The 14,029-nt window shown below is 61.7% G+C and carries 15 protein-coding genes; 1 reads left to right on the top strand and 14 read right to left on the bottom strand.

The features are described from left to right. On the bottom strand, positions 1 to 671 hold a 671-nt coding region (locus LCF59_RS14605), incomplete at its 3' end, for a helicase HerA-like domain-containing protein (RefSeq protein WP_292288350.1). A 463-nt stretch (positions 672 to 1,134) separates the two neighbouring features. Here LCF59_RS14605 and LCF59_RS14600 point away from each other — a divergent pair. Then, a complete protein-coding gene (locus tag LCF59_RS14600) occupies positions 1,135 to 1,761 on the top strand; it encodes an invasion associated locus B family protein (protein WP_292288349.1) in 627 nt (208 codons plus the stop codon). A gap of 32 nt (positions 1,762 to 1,793) precedes the next feature. On the opposite strand, the gene lpxB is transcribed toward LCF59_RS14600, so the two are convergent. The 13 genes from lpxB to pyrH all read right to left on the bottom strand — a co-directional run bounded on the left by lpxB (position 1,794) and on the right by pyrH (position 13,958). After that, positions 1,794 to 2,957, bottom strand: coding sequence for a lipid-A-disaccharide synthase (lpxB, locus tag LCF59_RS14595; RefSeq protein ID WP_292288348.1), 1,164 nt, complete (start codon positions 2,955 to 2,957; stop codon positions 1,794 to 1,796). After that, the gene (locus tag LCF59_RS14590; protein WP_292288347.1) at positions 2,957 to 3,859 is read right to left on the bottom strand and encodes an LpxI family protein; all 903 of its coding nucleotides are present in this window, start codon (positions 3,857 to 3,859) and stop codon (positions 2,957 to 2,959) included. The genes lpxB and LCF59_RS14590 overlap by 1 nt, the downstream gene beginning before the upstream one ends. Before the next feature lie 3 nt (positions 3,860 to 3,862). After that, positions 3,863 to 4,648, bottom strand: coding sequence for an acyl-ACP--UDP-N-acetylglucosamine O-acyltransferase (gene lpxA, locus LCF59_RS14585; protein WP_292288346.1), 786 nt, complete (start codon positions 4,646 to 4,648; stop codon positions 3,863 to 3,865). Continuing rightward, the gene (gene fabZ / locus LCF59_RS14580; RefSeq protein ID WP_292288345.1) at positions 4,645 to 5,106 is read right to left on the bottom strand and encodes a 3-hydroxyacyl-ACP dehydratase FabZ; all 462 of its coding nucleotides are present in this window, start codon (positions 5,104 to 5,106) and stop codon (positions 4,645 to 4,647) included. The genes lpxA and fabZ overlap by 4 nt, the downstream gene beginning before the upstream one ends. Before the next feature lie 61 nt (positions 5,107 to 5,167). Next, positions 5,168 to 5,752: an OmpH family outer membrane protein gene (locus LCF59_RS14575; RefSeq protein WP_292288344.1), complete on the bottom strand. Its 585-nt coding sequence runs from the start codon at positions 5,750 to 5,752 to the stop codon at positions 5,168 to 5,170. Then, positions 5,753 to 8,014, bottom strand: a complete 2,262-nt coding sequence (gene bamA, locus LCF59_RS14570; RefSeq protein ID WP_292288352.1) for an outer membrane protein assembly factor BamA — start codon at positions 8,012 to 8,014, stop codon at positions 5,753 to 5,755. A gap of 165 nt (positions 8,015 to 8,179) precedes the next feature. Further along, positions 8,180 to 8,338, bottom strand: a complete 159-nt coding sequence (locus tag LCF59_RS14565; protein ID WP_292288343.1) for a hypothetical protein — start codon at positions 8,336 to 8,338, stop codon at positions 8,180 to 8,182. A gap of 111 nt (positions 8,339 to 8,449) precedes the next feature. Then, positions 8,450 to 9,793 carry an RIP metalloprotease RseP gene (rseP, locus tag LCF59_RS14560; RefSeq protein WP_292288342.1) on the bottom strand — a complete coding sequence of 448 codons (1,344 nt, stop codon included), beginning with the start codon at positions 9,791 to 9,793 and terminating at the stop codon, positions 8,450 to 8,452. 3 nt (positions 9,794 to 9,796) lie between these two features. Next, a complete protein-coding gene (dxr, locus tag LCF59_RS14555; RefSeq protein ID WP_292288341.1) occupies positions 9,797 to 10,969 on the bottom strand; it encodes a 1-deoxy-D-xylulose-5-phosphate reductoisomerase in 1,173 nt (390 codons plus the stop codon). Further along, a complete protein-coding gene (locus LCF59_RS14550; protein ID WP_292288340.1) occupies positions 10,966 to 11,754 on the bottom strand; it encodes a phosphatidate cytidylyltransferase in 789 nt (262 codons plus the stop codon). Before LCF59_RS14550 ends, dxr begins: the two co-directional genes overlap by 4 nt. After that, on the bottom strand, positions 11,751 to 12,485 hold the full coding sequence (gene uppS, locus LCF59_RS14545) for a polyprenyl diphosphate synthase (RefSeq protein ID WP_292288339.1): 735 nt from the start codon (positions 12,483 to 12,485) through the stop codon (positions 11,751 to 11,753). The genes LCF59_RS14550 and uppS overlap by 4 nt, the downstream gene beginning before the upstream one ends. Positions 12,486 to 12,512: 27 nt before the next feature. Further along, on the bottom strand, positions 12,513 to 13,076 hold the full coding sequence (gene frr / locus LCF59_RS14540; RefSeq protein ID WP_292288338.1) for a ribosome recycling factor: 564 nt from the start codon (positions 13,074 to 13,076) through the stop codon (positions 12,513 to 12,515). Between the two features lie 114 nt (positions 13,077 to 13,190). Further along, on the bottom strand, positions 13,191 to 13,958 hold the full coding sequence (gene pyrH, locus LCF59_RS14535) for a UMP kinase (protein ID WP_292288337.1): 768 nt from the start codon (positions 13,956 to 13,958) through the stop codon (positions 13,191 to 13,193). Positions 13,959 to 14,029 lie beyond the last annotated feature (71 nt).

Genomic DNA, 14,029 nt, shown 5'->3' with positions numbered 1-14,029 from the left:
CGCCCTTTCGGATCGGTGCGCATCAGGTCGCGCAGATCGAGCGCCGGTTCGCCAAAGAACCCGGTAGCGCCCTGATTTTCCAGCACCAGCAATTGCCGCTGGATCGCGCCCACCGACCGCACCGAGATATTGCCATAGCGCAGGGAGACACTGTCCCGGTTTTCACCAAGCCAAACCAGCATGGCTTGCAAATCCTTCAGGTCCAGCAGGGGCAAGCCTTCTTCGTCCGCCACCTGGAACGCGATGTTCAAAATGCCTTCCTGTGCCGCTGACAGCTCCAGTAGACGCGAGATCAGAAGCGGGCCCATCTCGGCGACGGTGCTGCGCACCGGATGGCCCTGTTCCCCGAAGAGATCCCAGAAAGTGACAGGGACAGCACCATAACTGTAATCGTCAAACCCGATGGTCCGCGCACGATCCATGAACGCCTGGTGCAGCTTGGCGTCGGCGCTGCCCGGTTTGGAAAGGCCAGAAAGGTCACCCTTCACATCGGACAGGAACACCGGCACGCCCTGCGCGGAAAACCCTTCGGCCAGGATTTGCAGCGTGACGGTCTTGCCCGTCCCCGTCGCCCCGGCGATCAACCCGTGCCGGTTGGAATAGTCCAGCCGCAGCCATTGTTTGACGCCATACCCTTCGCCGCCACCGCCAACGAACACCCTGTTTTCCATGCCTGCCCCCGTGCCTGTGGCTTTGAATGTTGACCATACAAAGTTAACCTTTTGCCGCCAGTATGTTTTTCATCCGGCGCCGCATGACCCTCATGCGGCACGGACATTCCTCCCTGTTGGACTGGCCGCGCTTCACGGCGCGGCCCTTTTTGCGGATTTTCGGATTCGATTTTGCCTGTTGACGGTATGGGTTTCATTTCGTAGCGTCAGCGCAATAATAGTCGGCCGGTCCGACAGGGAGCAAAGAGGGGGAGATGTCAAAAGGCATCTTCCCTTTTATTTTCGGACACTTAAAGCGCAGCTTTGCGGCATCGCACGAGGCTGTAAATAGCGCATTGCGGGTTTCGGCCCCATGCGGGAACCCGCTTGTTGTGTGCGTAGCTTTTTGCGTTTTGGACTGACACTGCATAAAGGCCATGTTAACGCACAAACACATGAGACCCGATGTTTCGGAGAGGAATTTATGACCAGACCCCTGTTTCTTCTGACAACGCTTTCGACCCTGGCGATGTCGGGATTTGCGATGGCGCAAGACGCGGACCCAAGCGCACAGTCCACAGAGACCCCTGCTCCGAACGCGGACCTTTCGGTTCTCGACACCGGAGAGCCGGTCAATGACGCCAGTTCGGATGACAACACCTATGTCAGGTCGACCCATGGTGATTGGGCCGTGCAATGCCTGCGCGTCGAAGACGGCGATGAGCCCTGCCAGATGTACCAGCTTCTCGAGGACGAGAGTGGCGGCAGCGTGGCCGAGGTCAGTATCTTTCGCCTGAACAATGGCGGACAGGTCGCGGCCGGTGGCACATTCGTGGTCCCGCTCGAAACGCTTTTGACCGAGAAACTGAACGTGAGCGTGGATTCGGGTCAGGCCAAGCGGTACGACTTTTCCTTCTGCACCACGGTCGGCTGCTATTCGCGTGTCGGCTTCACGGCCGAGGACGTGGCCGCGTTCCGCGCCGGTGCCGCAGCGGAGGTTGTCATCGTTCCCGCTCTTGCCCCCGATCAGCGCGTGAGGGTCACGATGTCGCTCTCGGGTTTCACCGCCGCCTATGAAGAACTGTCCGCGCTGGAAAACCAGCGCCAGTAATCACCTGCCGACAGAACATAACGGGGGTCGGATCAGGTGGTCTGGCCCCTTTTTCCGTAAAAGCCGTCCAGAACCGCGAGGGCCGCGCGCTCGCCGGGTGGCAAGCCGCCCTGGCCCAGGCGATCCATCGTCAGCGCCATCGCATCGCGCTGGGTTTCGGGGTGCTCCAGTACCTCCCTGACAGCATGCGCGATCGGCTCGGGCTGGCAGTTCGCCCCGATGAATTCGGGCACCGCGCGGGTTTCGGAGACCAGGTTGACCAAGGTCACCGTATCCACCCGCAGCATCCGCCCGATGACCTGGCGCGACAGCCAGTTCATGTCATAAGCAATCACCATGGGCGCTCCAACCGCCGCCAGTTCCAACGAGACAGTCCCGGAGGCGGCCAGAGCCACGTCGGCGGCGGCAAAGGCGGCCCGTTTGGCGACAATGCCGTCGTCGTCCGTGTCCAGAACAATCGGCTCGACCGGCCAGGACCGAACCGCGCCGCGAACGGCATCTGCCACATTCGGCGCAGTCGGCAGAACGAAACGCAAGTCCGGCCGCTCCTGACGCAACCGGCTCACCACATCGCCGAAGACGGGCAGCAATCTTGACACTTCACTGCGCCTTGATCCGGGCAGGATCAACGCGAGTGGCGCCGTCCCGATCCCATGCGCCGCGCGGAACTGCTCCTTGTCCTGCGCCGAGGCGACAGGGTCGGTCACAACCGGGTGCCCGACGAAATCGCAGCGCATGCCTGCGGCCTGCATGTAGGGTGGCTCGAACGGGAAGAGCGCGAGGACCTGATCGATATGGTGCGCCATCTTCTTGGCCCGTCCGGGACGCCACGCCCAGACCGTCGGCGCCACGTAATGCACGGTGCGAATATCGCTTTCTGCCTTGACTTGCTTGGCCACGCGGAGCCCGAATTCCGGCAGGTCAATGGTGACAAGAACATCCGGCCTTGCGGCCAGGACCGCATCGGCGGTCTGGCGGATGCGTGCCTTGAGATTGCGGTATTGCGACAGGATTTCGGTAATCCCCATGATCGAGATTTCGTCCATCGGGAACAGGCTGTGCAGCCCTTCAGCCAGCATCCGATCGCCGCCGATCCCGTCGAACGCAACATCTTGTACGTGCCTGCGGAGCCCCGCCATCAGGGCCGCGCCCAGCTTGTCGCCCGACGCTTCGCCGGCGATGACGAACACCCGCATCAGCCGCCCTTTTCCCGCACCCAGAGAAACAGGCCAAGCTGATCACAGCGCGCCAAGGTGCGCGCGCGGTCGAGGACCATAACGCCGCCCGCCTCGATCACGATCCCGGACAGGCCCGCCGCCGCGACCCCATCGGGGGTGCCGGCGCCGATCACCGGCAAATCCGCGCGCCTGTCCTGGGCGGGTTTCGGGGCCTTGAAAAGGATACCACCCTCCGCCGGGGCCGATCCGCCACCCAGCCAATCGGTCGCATCGCCCAGCAATCCGCCGAACATATCCCCGGCACTGCTGATCGGGTTGGACAGGAAATCGCCCGGACCCGAAGCGCGATCGCGTGCAAGGCGTGTGAGCATGGCATCGGTGCCCGCCGAGTCCTCGCGCGCCAGAACCCTCTCGCCGCGCAGCACGCAGGCTTGCCCGGTATCGCGCGCACCCATCGCGGCGACGGTGCGTTCGCCAAGCCGCGCTTCGGCGGCATTTTGTGGCTGATAGGATTTGGAAGTCAACACGCCAGCCGCCGGCAACAGGTGCGGCACCAGCGCGTGAACGCCGGCGATGTCAAAGCCCGCGTCCTCGAAAATCTGCATCACGATCCGCAAGGCGCCATCGTCGCCCGAGGTCAGCGCCTCTTGAAGGCGCGGCACCAAAGGGGCCGTTTTCCTGTCGAGGCGCGAGGGATCGACCGGCGGCCGCCGGATCGCGCCGCACAGGCAAATCCGCGTCACGCCGCGCGCGTGCAATGTCTCAAGCAGGGTTCCCAGCGTTTCGAGCTGAAACACCACGTCGGGCGCGAGCCCATCTGGTGAAAACCCCTCCAGCACACAGATCAGCGGGCGCGGCTCCTGAGCCTGCGCGATGATGCGCGGCAGTCGGCCCTGACCGCAGATCAGTGCAAGCGTCATCGCTCAACCCGGTGTCAGGAACGACCGGTCCGTGTCGCCCAGGATGAATTCAACGATATGATGCACATAGTCGCTGTCGTTTTCGTCGCGGAGCCGCCGCGCCCGGTCCTGAAACGCGCCCTCGCCCTGTGCCAGCATCTGGAATGCCGCGCGCAGCGCCGTGATATCGGCGCGGCTCACGCCCCTGCGCTTGAGCCCGACTAGGTTGAGCCCATCGAGGCGCCCCCGATCCGCCTGCACAAGACCGTAGGGGATCACATCATTCGTCACCATCGTGACCGCACCGATGATCGCGCCGCGTCCGATGCGCACGAACTGGTGCACCCCGGACAGGCCGCCCACGATGACGTCGTCTTCCAGGATGCAATGCCCCGCCAGGGCTGCGCTATTGACAATGATCACCCGGTTGCCGATCTGCACGTCATGCGCGACATGGCAGCCCGCCATGAACAGATTGTCATCGCCAACCCGCGTGATCCCGCCGCCGCCTTCGGTGCCCAGGTTCATCGTGACATGTTCGCGGATGCGGTTGCGTGCCCCGATCACGAGACGGCTCTGTTCGCCGTCGAATTTCAGGTCCTGCGGTATCTCCCCGATCACCGCGAAGGAAAAAATTTCTGTCCCCGCACCGATCTCGGTATGGCCCTTGACGACGACATGGCTTTTCAGCTCCACGTTCTCGGCCAAATGCACATGCGGGCCAACGTGGCAGAACGGGCCGATCACGCAGCCGTCACCGACCGTCGCGCCGTCTTCGATCACCGCACTGGGGTGGATGTCCGCTGTCACTCCGGCAGGTCCATCATTGCGGAAAATTCGCACTCTGCCGCCATGTCGCCATCGACAGTGGACACACCGCCGAATTTCCAGACCTTCCCGCCCGGTTTGCCGCGCAATGTCGTCAGCCGCATCTGAAGCTGGTCGCCGGGGATCACCTTTCGGCGGAATTTGCATCTGTCGATGGACATGAAATAGATCATCATTTCCTTGTCCGCGAGATCCAGCGCGGTGCCCACCATGACCGCCGCTGTCTGCGCCATCGCCTCGATGATCGTGACGCCCGGCATGATCGGTGTTCCGGGAAAGTGCCCCTGGAAATGCGGCTCGTTCATCGTCACGTTCTTGATGCCGAGCGCCGACCGGGTGCCGTCGATCTCTTCCACCCGGTCCACCAGAAGGAACGGATAGCGATGCGGCAACAAACGTTGGATCAGCTGGATATCGGCGCGAAGCAGCGTGTCGCTCATGGGGCGTCCTTTTGAATTTCGTGCGCAGTCAGTAGCAACCCCGTCCCTGTTGGGCAAGGTTTCAGGGGCGGACCGGCAGGATGTCGGTGCCTGTCCCGAATTCCGCGTTGATCCGTCGAATGGCCTGGTCGGTAATATCCACCGCGTCGGCGCTAAGAAGCACTGCGCGACGGTCCAACACGGCGACGGCGCCCGCTTCGGCCATCAGTTGAAGCAGCACCGGTTGCGCGGCCGAGAGCAGCGCGCGGCGGGCCTCGTCGCTGCGCTGCGTGACCGCCCGGGCTTTTTCATCCTGTTCACGGCGCAGGCGCTGCACCTTGTCGTCAAAGGCCTCGGCCCGGGCGCGAAATTCTTCGGTGGGCAAGCTGTCCCGCAGCTCGGTCAGCTCGCGTTCCTCGGAGGTCAGCTCGGCCTCGATCCGGCGATTGTTCGTCGCGATCTCGGCGCTTTCCTCTTCGATCTCGCGCGCGATACGTTTGCCGAAATCGCTTTCGCTATAGAGCGTGTCCGGTGCGATTGTCAGAATCCGGCTTTGCACCACGCCGAGGTTCGACAACCCGCCATCCTGCTGCGCCCGCGCCACGGGAGACACGCAAAGGAGCGCCCCAAGGAACGCTCCCGTCACTATGCTGCGGACCCGTTTCATCTAGAACTGGGTGGAAATCGTGAGATCGAAGGTTTGTTCCTCGTCGAACTCTTCCTTGCTGAGCGCCTCGGAAAAGTTGAACCGCAACGGTCCAAGCGGTGTGGTCCAGAAAACCGACACCCCGACGACCTGGCGCGCCGTGAAATCTTCGTACAGGACGTTATCGTTCGTCTTTTCCAGTCCCCAAAGGCTGCCCACATCGTAGAACACGCCGCCCGAGATGCCGTACTCTTCGGGCAAGGGCAGCGGGAACTCCGCTTCGAAGCGCGCGACGGCAAAGTAATCGCCGCCCAGAGCGTCGTTCACATCACCTGGCCCGACTTCGCGCGGCCCGATGCCCCCGCTTTCGAAACCGCGCATCAGGTTGGAACCAAGGGAAAAACGGTCCGTCACCCGCGAAGAGTTTTCGGAATAGCTCAGCGCCCCGGCCTGGAGCGTAGCGCGCAGGGTCACTTCCTCGTTGTAGACCTTCGTTTGCGCCACTGCGCGAAAGTTCGATTCGACATACGTGCTGTCGCCCCCCAGACCGGCAAAATCCTGCCCGAATTCGAGCAATACACCTGCGTTCGGGTTCAACCCCGTCCGCCGGGTGTCATAGCTGTACCGATAGCCGACGAAGCTGTCCCAAATCTCGCCGCGATCCGCCTCGGCGGTGATGATCTCACCGACGGATGGATCAAGGTCCGTGATCTCGGAATAACGCGCACCGTAGCGCAGGTTCAGGCGTCCATTCTCGGAAACCGGAAAGGTAAACCCGGTCGAGAAATTACCGATCACAGTGTCATATTCGGCAGAGTCATTGTCGGTTTCGAGGTAATTCAAGCTGAAACTATACGCCACGTCGCGACCAAGAAACGCCGGTTCGGTGAAGCTGAAACTGTAATTCGACGAATCGACCCCGGTGGTCACACCAAGCGACAACTGCTGACCGCGGCCAAGGAAATTGCGTTCCCGGAAGGTAATTGCCGCGCCAAACCCACTGGTGGTCGAATACGACCCGCCAAAGCTGAGCGATCCTGTCGGCTCTTCCTCGACATCCACGTCAATGATGACCTGCTGCGGGGTGGAGCCTTCGCGCGCTTCGACCTGGGCATCGCCGAAGTACCCCAGTGCGCGCACGCGCTCCGCGCTTTCGCGAATTTCGCGCGGGTTGAAGGGATCGCCTTCGACCACACGGAACTGGCGGCGCACAACGCGGTCCAGCGTCGTGGTGTTGCCTTCGATGTCGATACGTTCGACAAACACCCGCTCCCCGCGGGTCAGCAAGAATTCAACGTCGAGCGTCAGGTCGCGGTCATTGCGCGTGACCCGCGGTTCGACGCGGACGAAATTCAGCCCTTCGCGAATCGCTAGACGTTCCAGGCGCGCGATCTCGGTTTCGACCGCGGTCGGTGAATAGGTGCGGCCCGACCGCAAGCGGATCGCGTCCTGGAATACGTCAGGGTCGACCTCGGCCAAATCGGAGGTGGCCGTGATTTCGCCAAAGCTGAACTGCTGGCCCTCTTCGACGTTGAACGTGATGAAATAGGCGTCGCGTTCATCGCTCAGCTCGGAATTCACACCGGTGGTGCGAAAATCGACGTAACCGCGCGATTGATAGAAATCCCGCAGGACCTGCCGGTCGAAGTCGATGCGATCCTCGATAAAGGTGTCAGACTGGATCAAGGCGCGGAACAGACCGGCTTGCTTCGACTCGAGCACGCGCCGCAGGCGTCGGTCGCTGTAGACCTGGTTGCCGGCAAAGCCGATGCGCTCAATCTCCGATACCCCGCCTTCGAACACCTCGAACACCAGGTCGACGCGATTGTCTGACCGGCGGATGAGCTTGGGCTGCACGCGCGCGGCGATCCGTCCCTGCTGCGAATAGGCCTCGGTCAGCCGTGTTGCGTCCGCCTCGGCGGTGGACGGGCTGAACACCCGGCGCGATTGCGATTGCACGATGGATGCCAGGGTTTCGTCGTCGATCCGCGCGTTGCCCTCGAAGGTGATGCGGTTGACGGTCGGATATTCGACCACGCGCACGACAAGCGTGTTGCCGCGCGGCTCGATCTCAACGCTTTCGAACAGGCCAGAGCCCAGAACCCTCTGGTAGCCATCATTCAGCTCTGCCGCCGACACCGTCTCTCCGCGCGCCACGCCGAGATAACTGGCAATCGTTCCGGCCTCGATCCTCTGGTTGCCCTCGACCGAAATGGCGTTGAAGCGGAAATCCTGCGCCTGCGCCGTGTCGGGTGCGGCTGCAACGGCCAAGGACACGGCCATGGAAGTCGCGATCAGAAGCGGACGAATTCGGGGCGTGCGCGCCGCGCTTCGCATGTCTGTCCGGCCTGTATCTCGTGTCATTATTGGCAACCTACTCCGACATCCGTTTCCGGACGTGAGTACCCAGATTGCCCTGGCTTGTCAAAACCGCAGAGACCCCCGCGATCAATAGCCGACAGGGTGTGTCATTGCTTCGATCATCAGCCTGCCGAGGTAAGCGCCCAAGAACAGGGATGCGGCGATGGCCATCACGTAAAGCAACCGATCCCAGTTGATCGAAATCAACAGGCTGACGGTCCGGTAGCTTTCTTGAATCGCTTGCATTTTCGCACCTCGAATAGCTGGATACGGGTCAATGCATGCCAGTGGATTGTGGCAGCAATCGGGCAGAAAATGGGACGATTCCGTGGTCCGGCCCCATCTCGGATCAGGCCCCTACGGACAAAACAGATCGTTCGACAGCGCAAACAACATCAGTGACAACAGCATCGTCAGACCGATCGCCATCAGGACCCGCAACGCCTTGTCGCTGGGTGGCTTTCCGGTCACCGCTTCATAGGCGTGGAACACCAGGTGGCCGCCATCCAGCACCGGGATCGGAAACAGGTTCAACAGCCCGACCGCCGTGCTGAGCACGGCTATGAACCAGATGAAGCTGGCTGTCCCCTGCGACGCCATCGAGCCGGAGGTTTCCGCGATCCCGATGGGTCCGGACAGGTTGCACGTGCTGATTGCCCCGGTAATCATGTACCAAAGCCCCGAAAGCGAGCCGTCGATGATCTGCACCGTTTGCTGGACACCAGACGAGACCGCGCTGACCGGGCCGACAAATTCCGTTGCCGGTTCGAAAAACATACCGCCGACAAGCCCGATGCGGAACGCGGTCTTGAAGGTTCCGTCCGGCTGCGGCTCATCGGTGCGGCGCGGCGTCAGTTGCAGGTCGCGAATCTCTCCATCGCGCCAGACGTCCATATCGAGCGTCGCCCCGTCCGAGCCTTCGACGGCGTCGCGAAGTTGTTCGAAGGCATAGATCGCGTTGCCATCCACCGAGGTGATGATGTCGCCGGCTTTGAACCCTGCATCATCGGCTGCCGAGCGCGGGATGATCTGCGTCGCCACCGGCGGATAGACATAGGGGCCTTGCACCACCATCTCGGAGCCCCCGCGCAGGACCGTATAGTCCAAGGTCTCCCTTTCGGGCAGTTGATCGAGAACCGACTGAAAATTGGACGATTCGCCAAAGGGTGGAAGCTCGATCCCTTCGATCTCGATAAGCTGGTCGCCGACCTCTAATTCGCTTTGCGCCGGAACTGCCCGCAATTCGCCGATTTCCACGGGTTCTGTCGGCTCTCCCCTCAGCATAAAAACGCCGGTGAAAATCAGGATCGAGAGAGCAAAGTTGAACACCGGTCCGGCCGCAACAGTCAACGCGCGCGCCCAAAGCGGCGCGCCATTCATGGTGCGGCGCCGTTCGCTTTCTGACAGGTCCGACATGGCCTCGTCGTCCTTGCCGCCAGACGCGTTGCTGTCGCCCTTGAACTTGACGAAACCACCCAGGGGCAGCAGGGCGAATTGCCACTTGGTGCCGCGTTTGTCGACGCGGGAATACAGCACTGGGCCAAAGCCGAGCGAGAAAACATCGGCATCGATCCCGGACCAGCGCCCGACGATGTAGTGCCCATACTCATGGATCGCGACGATGATCGACAGTGCAATCACGAACGCGGCGAGTGTCCAAATCACACCACCAAACTGCGGCAGCAGCGCTGCTATATCCAAGGTTCAGCCCTCTATGTCATTCATGATTTCATTTGCCCGTACCCGAGCCAGATGGTCCACTTGCAAGACGTTATCAAGAGTAATGGCGGCATCAATATGACCGGCGTTGGCCGAAACTCTGGATAATACGGCTTCAACAACGGACGCAATCTGTTGAAATCCGATACGTTTTTCGATGAAGCCGTCAAGCGCGCGTTCCTTCGCGGCATTGAACACCGCCCCGGACAACCCGCCCATGGCCATCACCTCGCGCGCCAGACGAAGCGCCGGCCAGCGGGCCTCATCGGCGAGCCGAAAACTCATCTGGCCAAGCGCCACGAGATCGAGCCGTTCCACCGGCAGCGCCTTGCGACCCGGATAATTCAGGGCAAAGCCGATGGCATGGCGCATGTCCGGCGGGCCAACATGCGCCATCAGCCCGCCATCATTGAAACCGACAAGCGCGTGGATGATGGACTCGGGGTGCACAACCGCTTCGATCTTGTCAGGCGACAATCCAAAGAATTCTTTTGTTTCAATCAGCTCCAACGCCTTGTTGAACATCGACGCACTGTCGATCGTGATCCGCTGACCCATATCCCAATTGGGGTGTTGGGCGGCCTGTTCCGGCGTCGCACCGGCCAAATCCGCAAGAGGCCAATCGCGGAACGCGCCGCCCGAGGCGGTGATGATCACGCGCTCCACCGCCTCCAGGTCTTCGCCGATCAATGCCTGGAAAACGGCCGAATGTTCGCTGTCCACGGGCAGGATCCGCCCGCCGTGCCGGTGCGCGGTGTCGAGCATCAGGGGGCCGGCGCAGACCATGCTTTCCTTGTTTGCCAGCGCAAGTGTCGCGCCCTGCTCCAATGCGCGCAATCCCGGCGCCAGCCCCGCGGCGCCGACGATCGCCGACATGACCCAGTCGGCCGGCCGCGAGGCGGCCTCGTCAAGCGCCGCTGGTCCAGCCGCTGCATCGATTCCCGTTCCCGCCAAGGCCGACCGCAAGGCGTCCAGCCTCGCGGGATCCGCCGTCACCGCCAGTTCGGCGTTGAAACGCTTGGCGTCCGCGGCCAGTTGGGCGATGTTCTGCCCACCGGTCAGCGCGACCACCTTGTAGGCGCTCGGGTCCCGCGACATCAGGTCGAGCGTGTTCTGCCCGATGGAGCCTGTCGCACCAAAAATCGAAACGCGCCTCATTGCACCCCCGGCGGAAACCCGATCAGCTGACCCGCGATCACGATGAACAGCGCCGCGCCCAGCATCCCGTCGAACCGGTCCAGCAAACCGCCATGCCCCGGTATGAGCCGCGAGCTGTCCTTGACGCCGACACGCCGTTTGATCGCGCTTTCGGCCACATCACCGATCTGGCTGGCCATGCTGACCCCGATGCTCACCCCGATCAGGCCGTATCCCGCGCTTGACGCGCCGGCGAAAAACATGGCCACCGCCGCCGATCCAAGCCAGCCGGCCACGGTCCCCGACCAGGTTTTCTTGGGACTGACGCGCGGCCAAAGTTTCGGTCCGCCGATCAGGCGACCGGCGAAATATCCCGCGATATCGGTCACAACCACGACAAGCAGGAGCCAGACCATCCATGTCAGGCCAAACTCATCCCGCAGCGACATCAGGCCGTAAGCCGCCAGGAGGATGAAGGCCGTGAACACCGCGTAGGTGACACCGCCCCGCTCCATCCGGCCAAGCCCCAGCATCGATGGCGCCATCAGCAGCGGCAGCGCAAGGGCGCCCGGGATTTCAATGGCGATCATGGAAACGGCGGCGGCCACGGCGGCCAGGATCATCGCCGATTTGCTACGCTCGGTATCGAGCATCTTGACCAGTTCCCAGACCATCAGGCCGGCAACAATGGAAATCAGACCATGGAACCAGAGCCCGCCGAGCCAGACCCCAAGCGCACCGACAGACACCATTGCCACAGCTGAAACCAGCCGCGGGACAAGGTCGTCCCACTTGCCTGCTGTCATGCCACTACGGCGCCGAACCTGCGCTCGCGCGTGCCGAACCCTTGCAGCACGGACCGGAATTCTTGCGCCGTGAAATCGGGCCAGAGCGTGTCGATGAATTCGTATTCGGCATAGGCCGATTGCCAGAGCAGAAAGTTGGAAATCCGGGCCTCGCCGCTGGTCCGGATTACCAGATCAGGGTCGGGCAAAAAACAAGTATCCAAATATCTTGGCAGTGTTTCTTCATCCACCGCATTAGGGTCGAGCCGCCCGTTTGCGACATCACGGGCAAGCCGTTTGGTGGCGCGGGCCACCTCGTCCCGGCTTCCGTAGTTGATGGCGACGGTCAGATTGACCGTTGAACAATTCGCCGTCAGCGCCTCAAGCTCGTCCATCATGGCAACCAGCTTGGGATCGAGCCGCACCCGGTCTCCGATAAAGCGCACGCACACATCATTGGCCTTGAGCGCTTTTGCCTCGCGGGTGATGTAGCGGCGAAAAAGGTTCATCAGACCGGCAACTTCGGACTGGGTCCGCTTCCAGTTTTCGGTCGAGAACGCAAAGACCGTCAGGTAATCAACACCCAAATCGGGACAGGCCTCGACAATTTCACGCACGCGCCGCGCGCCCGCCTGGTGGCCGAACAGCCGCGGGCGTCTGCGCTGTGTTGCCCAGCGGCCATTGCCATCCATGATGATCGCCACATGGCGCGGTCCGCCAGTTGGACCTGTTGGTTTGGGCTGCGCTCCCATTGGCATGTGATCCTATGCTTGCAGGTCTCAAACCTGCATGATTTCTTCCTGCTTTGTCTCCAAAGCGGCGTCGATCTTCTTGATGTAGCCGTCGGTCAGTTCCTGAACCTCGTTTTCCCAGAATTTCTGGTCATCCTCGGACAGGCCGTCCGCCTTGGCTTTCTTGATCTGGTCCATACCGTCCCGGCGGATGTTCCGTATCGAGACACGGGCGTGTTCCGCATACTGTCCCGCCACTTTCCCAAGCTCGCGGCGACGCTCTTCGTTCAATTCGGGGATCGGCAGCATGATGATCGTGCCGTTCAGCTGAGGATTGATGCCCAAGCCACTCTCTCGGATGGCTTTTTCCACCTTGCCGACAAGCCCTTTGTCCCAGACGTTCACAGTCACCATGCGCGGCTCTGGCACATTCACGGTGCCCACCTGGTTGATCGGGGTTTGCGTTCCATAGGCTTCGACCGTCACCGGCTCGAGCATTGACGCGCTGGCCCGCCCGGTCCGCAGCGAGGCGAATTCGGTCCGCAGATTGGCCATCGCGCCTTCCATGCGGCGGATCAGGTCATCGGTATCTAGAATAAAGTCGTCTGCCATACGGCCCTCAAAAGCGGTTTCTTGATTTGCACTGACGTCTAAGCGACATCCGCCCGAAAGTATAGCATCTTGCACTGCAGACGATCACGCGGCCTGTCACCTGTGTCGCTTGGGTCAGACAGCCGCGCCCGCCCCCATGGTCGTGCTTCCGCCATGGACCTTGGTATAGGTGCCCTTGCCGGCGAGGATGCCCTCGAAGCTGCCGTGTTCATCGAGCGGAAACACGATGATCGGCATGTTGTTGTCCCGCGCCAGCGCGATCGCCGAGGCATCCATCACCTTGAGGTTCTTTTGCAGCACCTCGTCGTAGCTGACCAGATCGTAACGGCGCGCGTCGTCATGCGCGCGCGGATCCTTGTCGTAAATACCGTCCACACCGTTCTTGCCCATGAAAATAGCTTCGCAATTCATTTCATTGGCGCGCAGCGCGGCGGCAGTATCGGTTGTGAAATACGGGTTGCCAGTGCCCCCGGCAAAGACACAGACACGCTTTTTCTCGAGATGGCGGACGGCACGGCGGCGAATATAGGGTTCGGCGACCTCGTCCATGCGGATCGCCGAGATGACACGGGTGAACACACCCTGCGTTTCGAGCGCGGATTGCATTGCCAACGCGTTCATCACAGTGGCCATCATGCCCATGTAATCCGCCGTTGTGCGTTCCATGCCCTGGGCCGACCCTTGAAGGCCCCGGAAGACGTTGCCGCCGCCGATGACCATGCAGACCTCGACCCCCAGATCGTGCACCGCCTTTACTTCGCGGGCGATCCGTTCGACAGTGGGCGGATGCAAGCCATATCCCTGATCCCCCATCAGGGCCTCGCCCGATATCTTGAGCATGACGCGCTTGTATGTCGTATCCGGGGTGGGTCTATCGGTCATGTTGCGCTCCGTTCGAACGAGAGACTAGATTTGCGCGCAAATTGTCGCAAAACCGGCGCAGGGGCAAGGCG

The organism is Marivita sp., assembly GCF_020055675.1.
Taxonomy (GTDB): domain Bacteria; phylum Pseudomonadota; class Alphaproteobacteria; order Rhodobacterales; family Rhodobacteraceae; genus Marivita.
Note: the sequence above shows the minus strand (reverse complement) of the source record. Positions and strands in the feature narration are given on the sequence as shown.

Bases quoted from the DNA above. Each gene is read 5' to 3' on its own strand.
- LCF59_RS14600 (WP_292288349.1), top strand. From the start codon at position 1,135: ATGACCAGACCCCTGTTTCTTCTGACAACGCTTTCGACCCTGGCGATG.
- lpxB (WP_292288348.1), bottom strand. From the start codon at position 2,957: ATGCGGGTGTTCGTCATCGCCGGCGAAGCGTCGGGCGACAAGCTGGGC.
- LCF59_RS14590 (WP_292288347.1), bottom strand. From the start codon at position 3,859: ATGACGCTTGCACTGATCTGCGGTCAGGGCCGACTGCCGCGCATCATC.
- fabZ (WP_292288345.1), bottom strand. From the start codon at position 5,106: ATGAGCGACACGCTGCTTCGCGCCGATATCCAGCTGATCCAACGTTTG.
- LCF59_RS14575 (WP_292288344.1), bottom strand. From the start codon at position 5,752: ATGAAACGGGTCCGCAGCATAGTGACGGGAGCGTTCCTTGGGGCGCTC.
- bamA (WP_292288352.1), bottom strand. From the start codon at position 8,014: ATGGCCGTGTCCTTGGCCGTTGCAGCCGCACCCGACACGGCGCAGGCG.
- LCF59_RS14565 (WP_292288343.1), bottom strand. From the start codon at position 8,338: ATGCAAGCGATTCAAGAAAGCTACCGGACCGTCAGCCTGTTGATTTCG.
- dxr (WP_292288341.1), bottom strand. From the start codon at position 10,969: ATGAGGCGCGTTTCGATTTTTGGTGCGACAGGCTCCATCGGGCAGAAC.
- LCF59_RS14550 (WP_292288340.1), bottom strand. From the start codon at position 11,754: ATGACAGCAGGCAAGTGGGACGACCTTGTCCCGCGGCTGGTTTCAGCT.
- uppS (WP_292288339.1), bottom strand. From the start codon at position 12,485: ATGGGAGCGCAGCCCAAACCAACAGGTCCAACTGGCGGACCGCGCCAT.
- frr (WP_292288338.1), bottom strand. From the start codon at position 13,076: ATGGCAGACGACTTTATTCTAGATACCGATGACCTGATCCGCCGCATG.
- pyrH (WP_292288337.1), bottom strand. From the start codon at position 13,958: ATGACCGATAGACCCACCCCGGATACGACATACAAGCGCGTCATGCTC.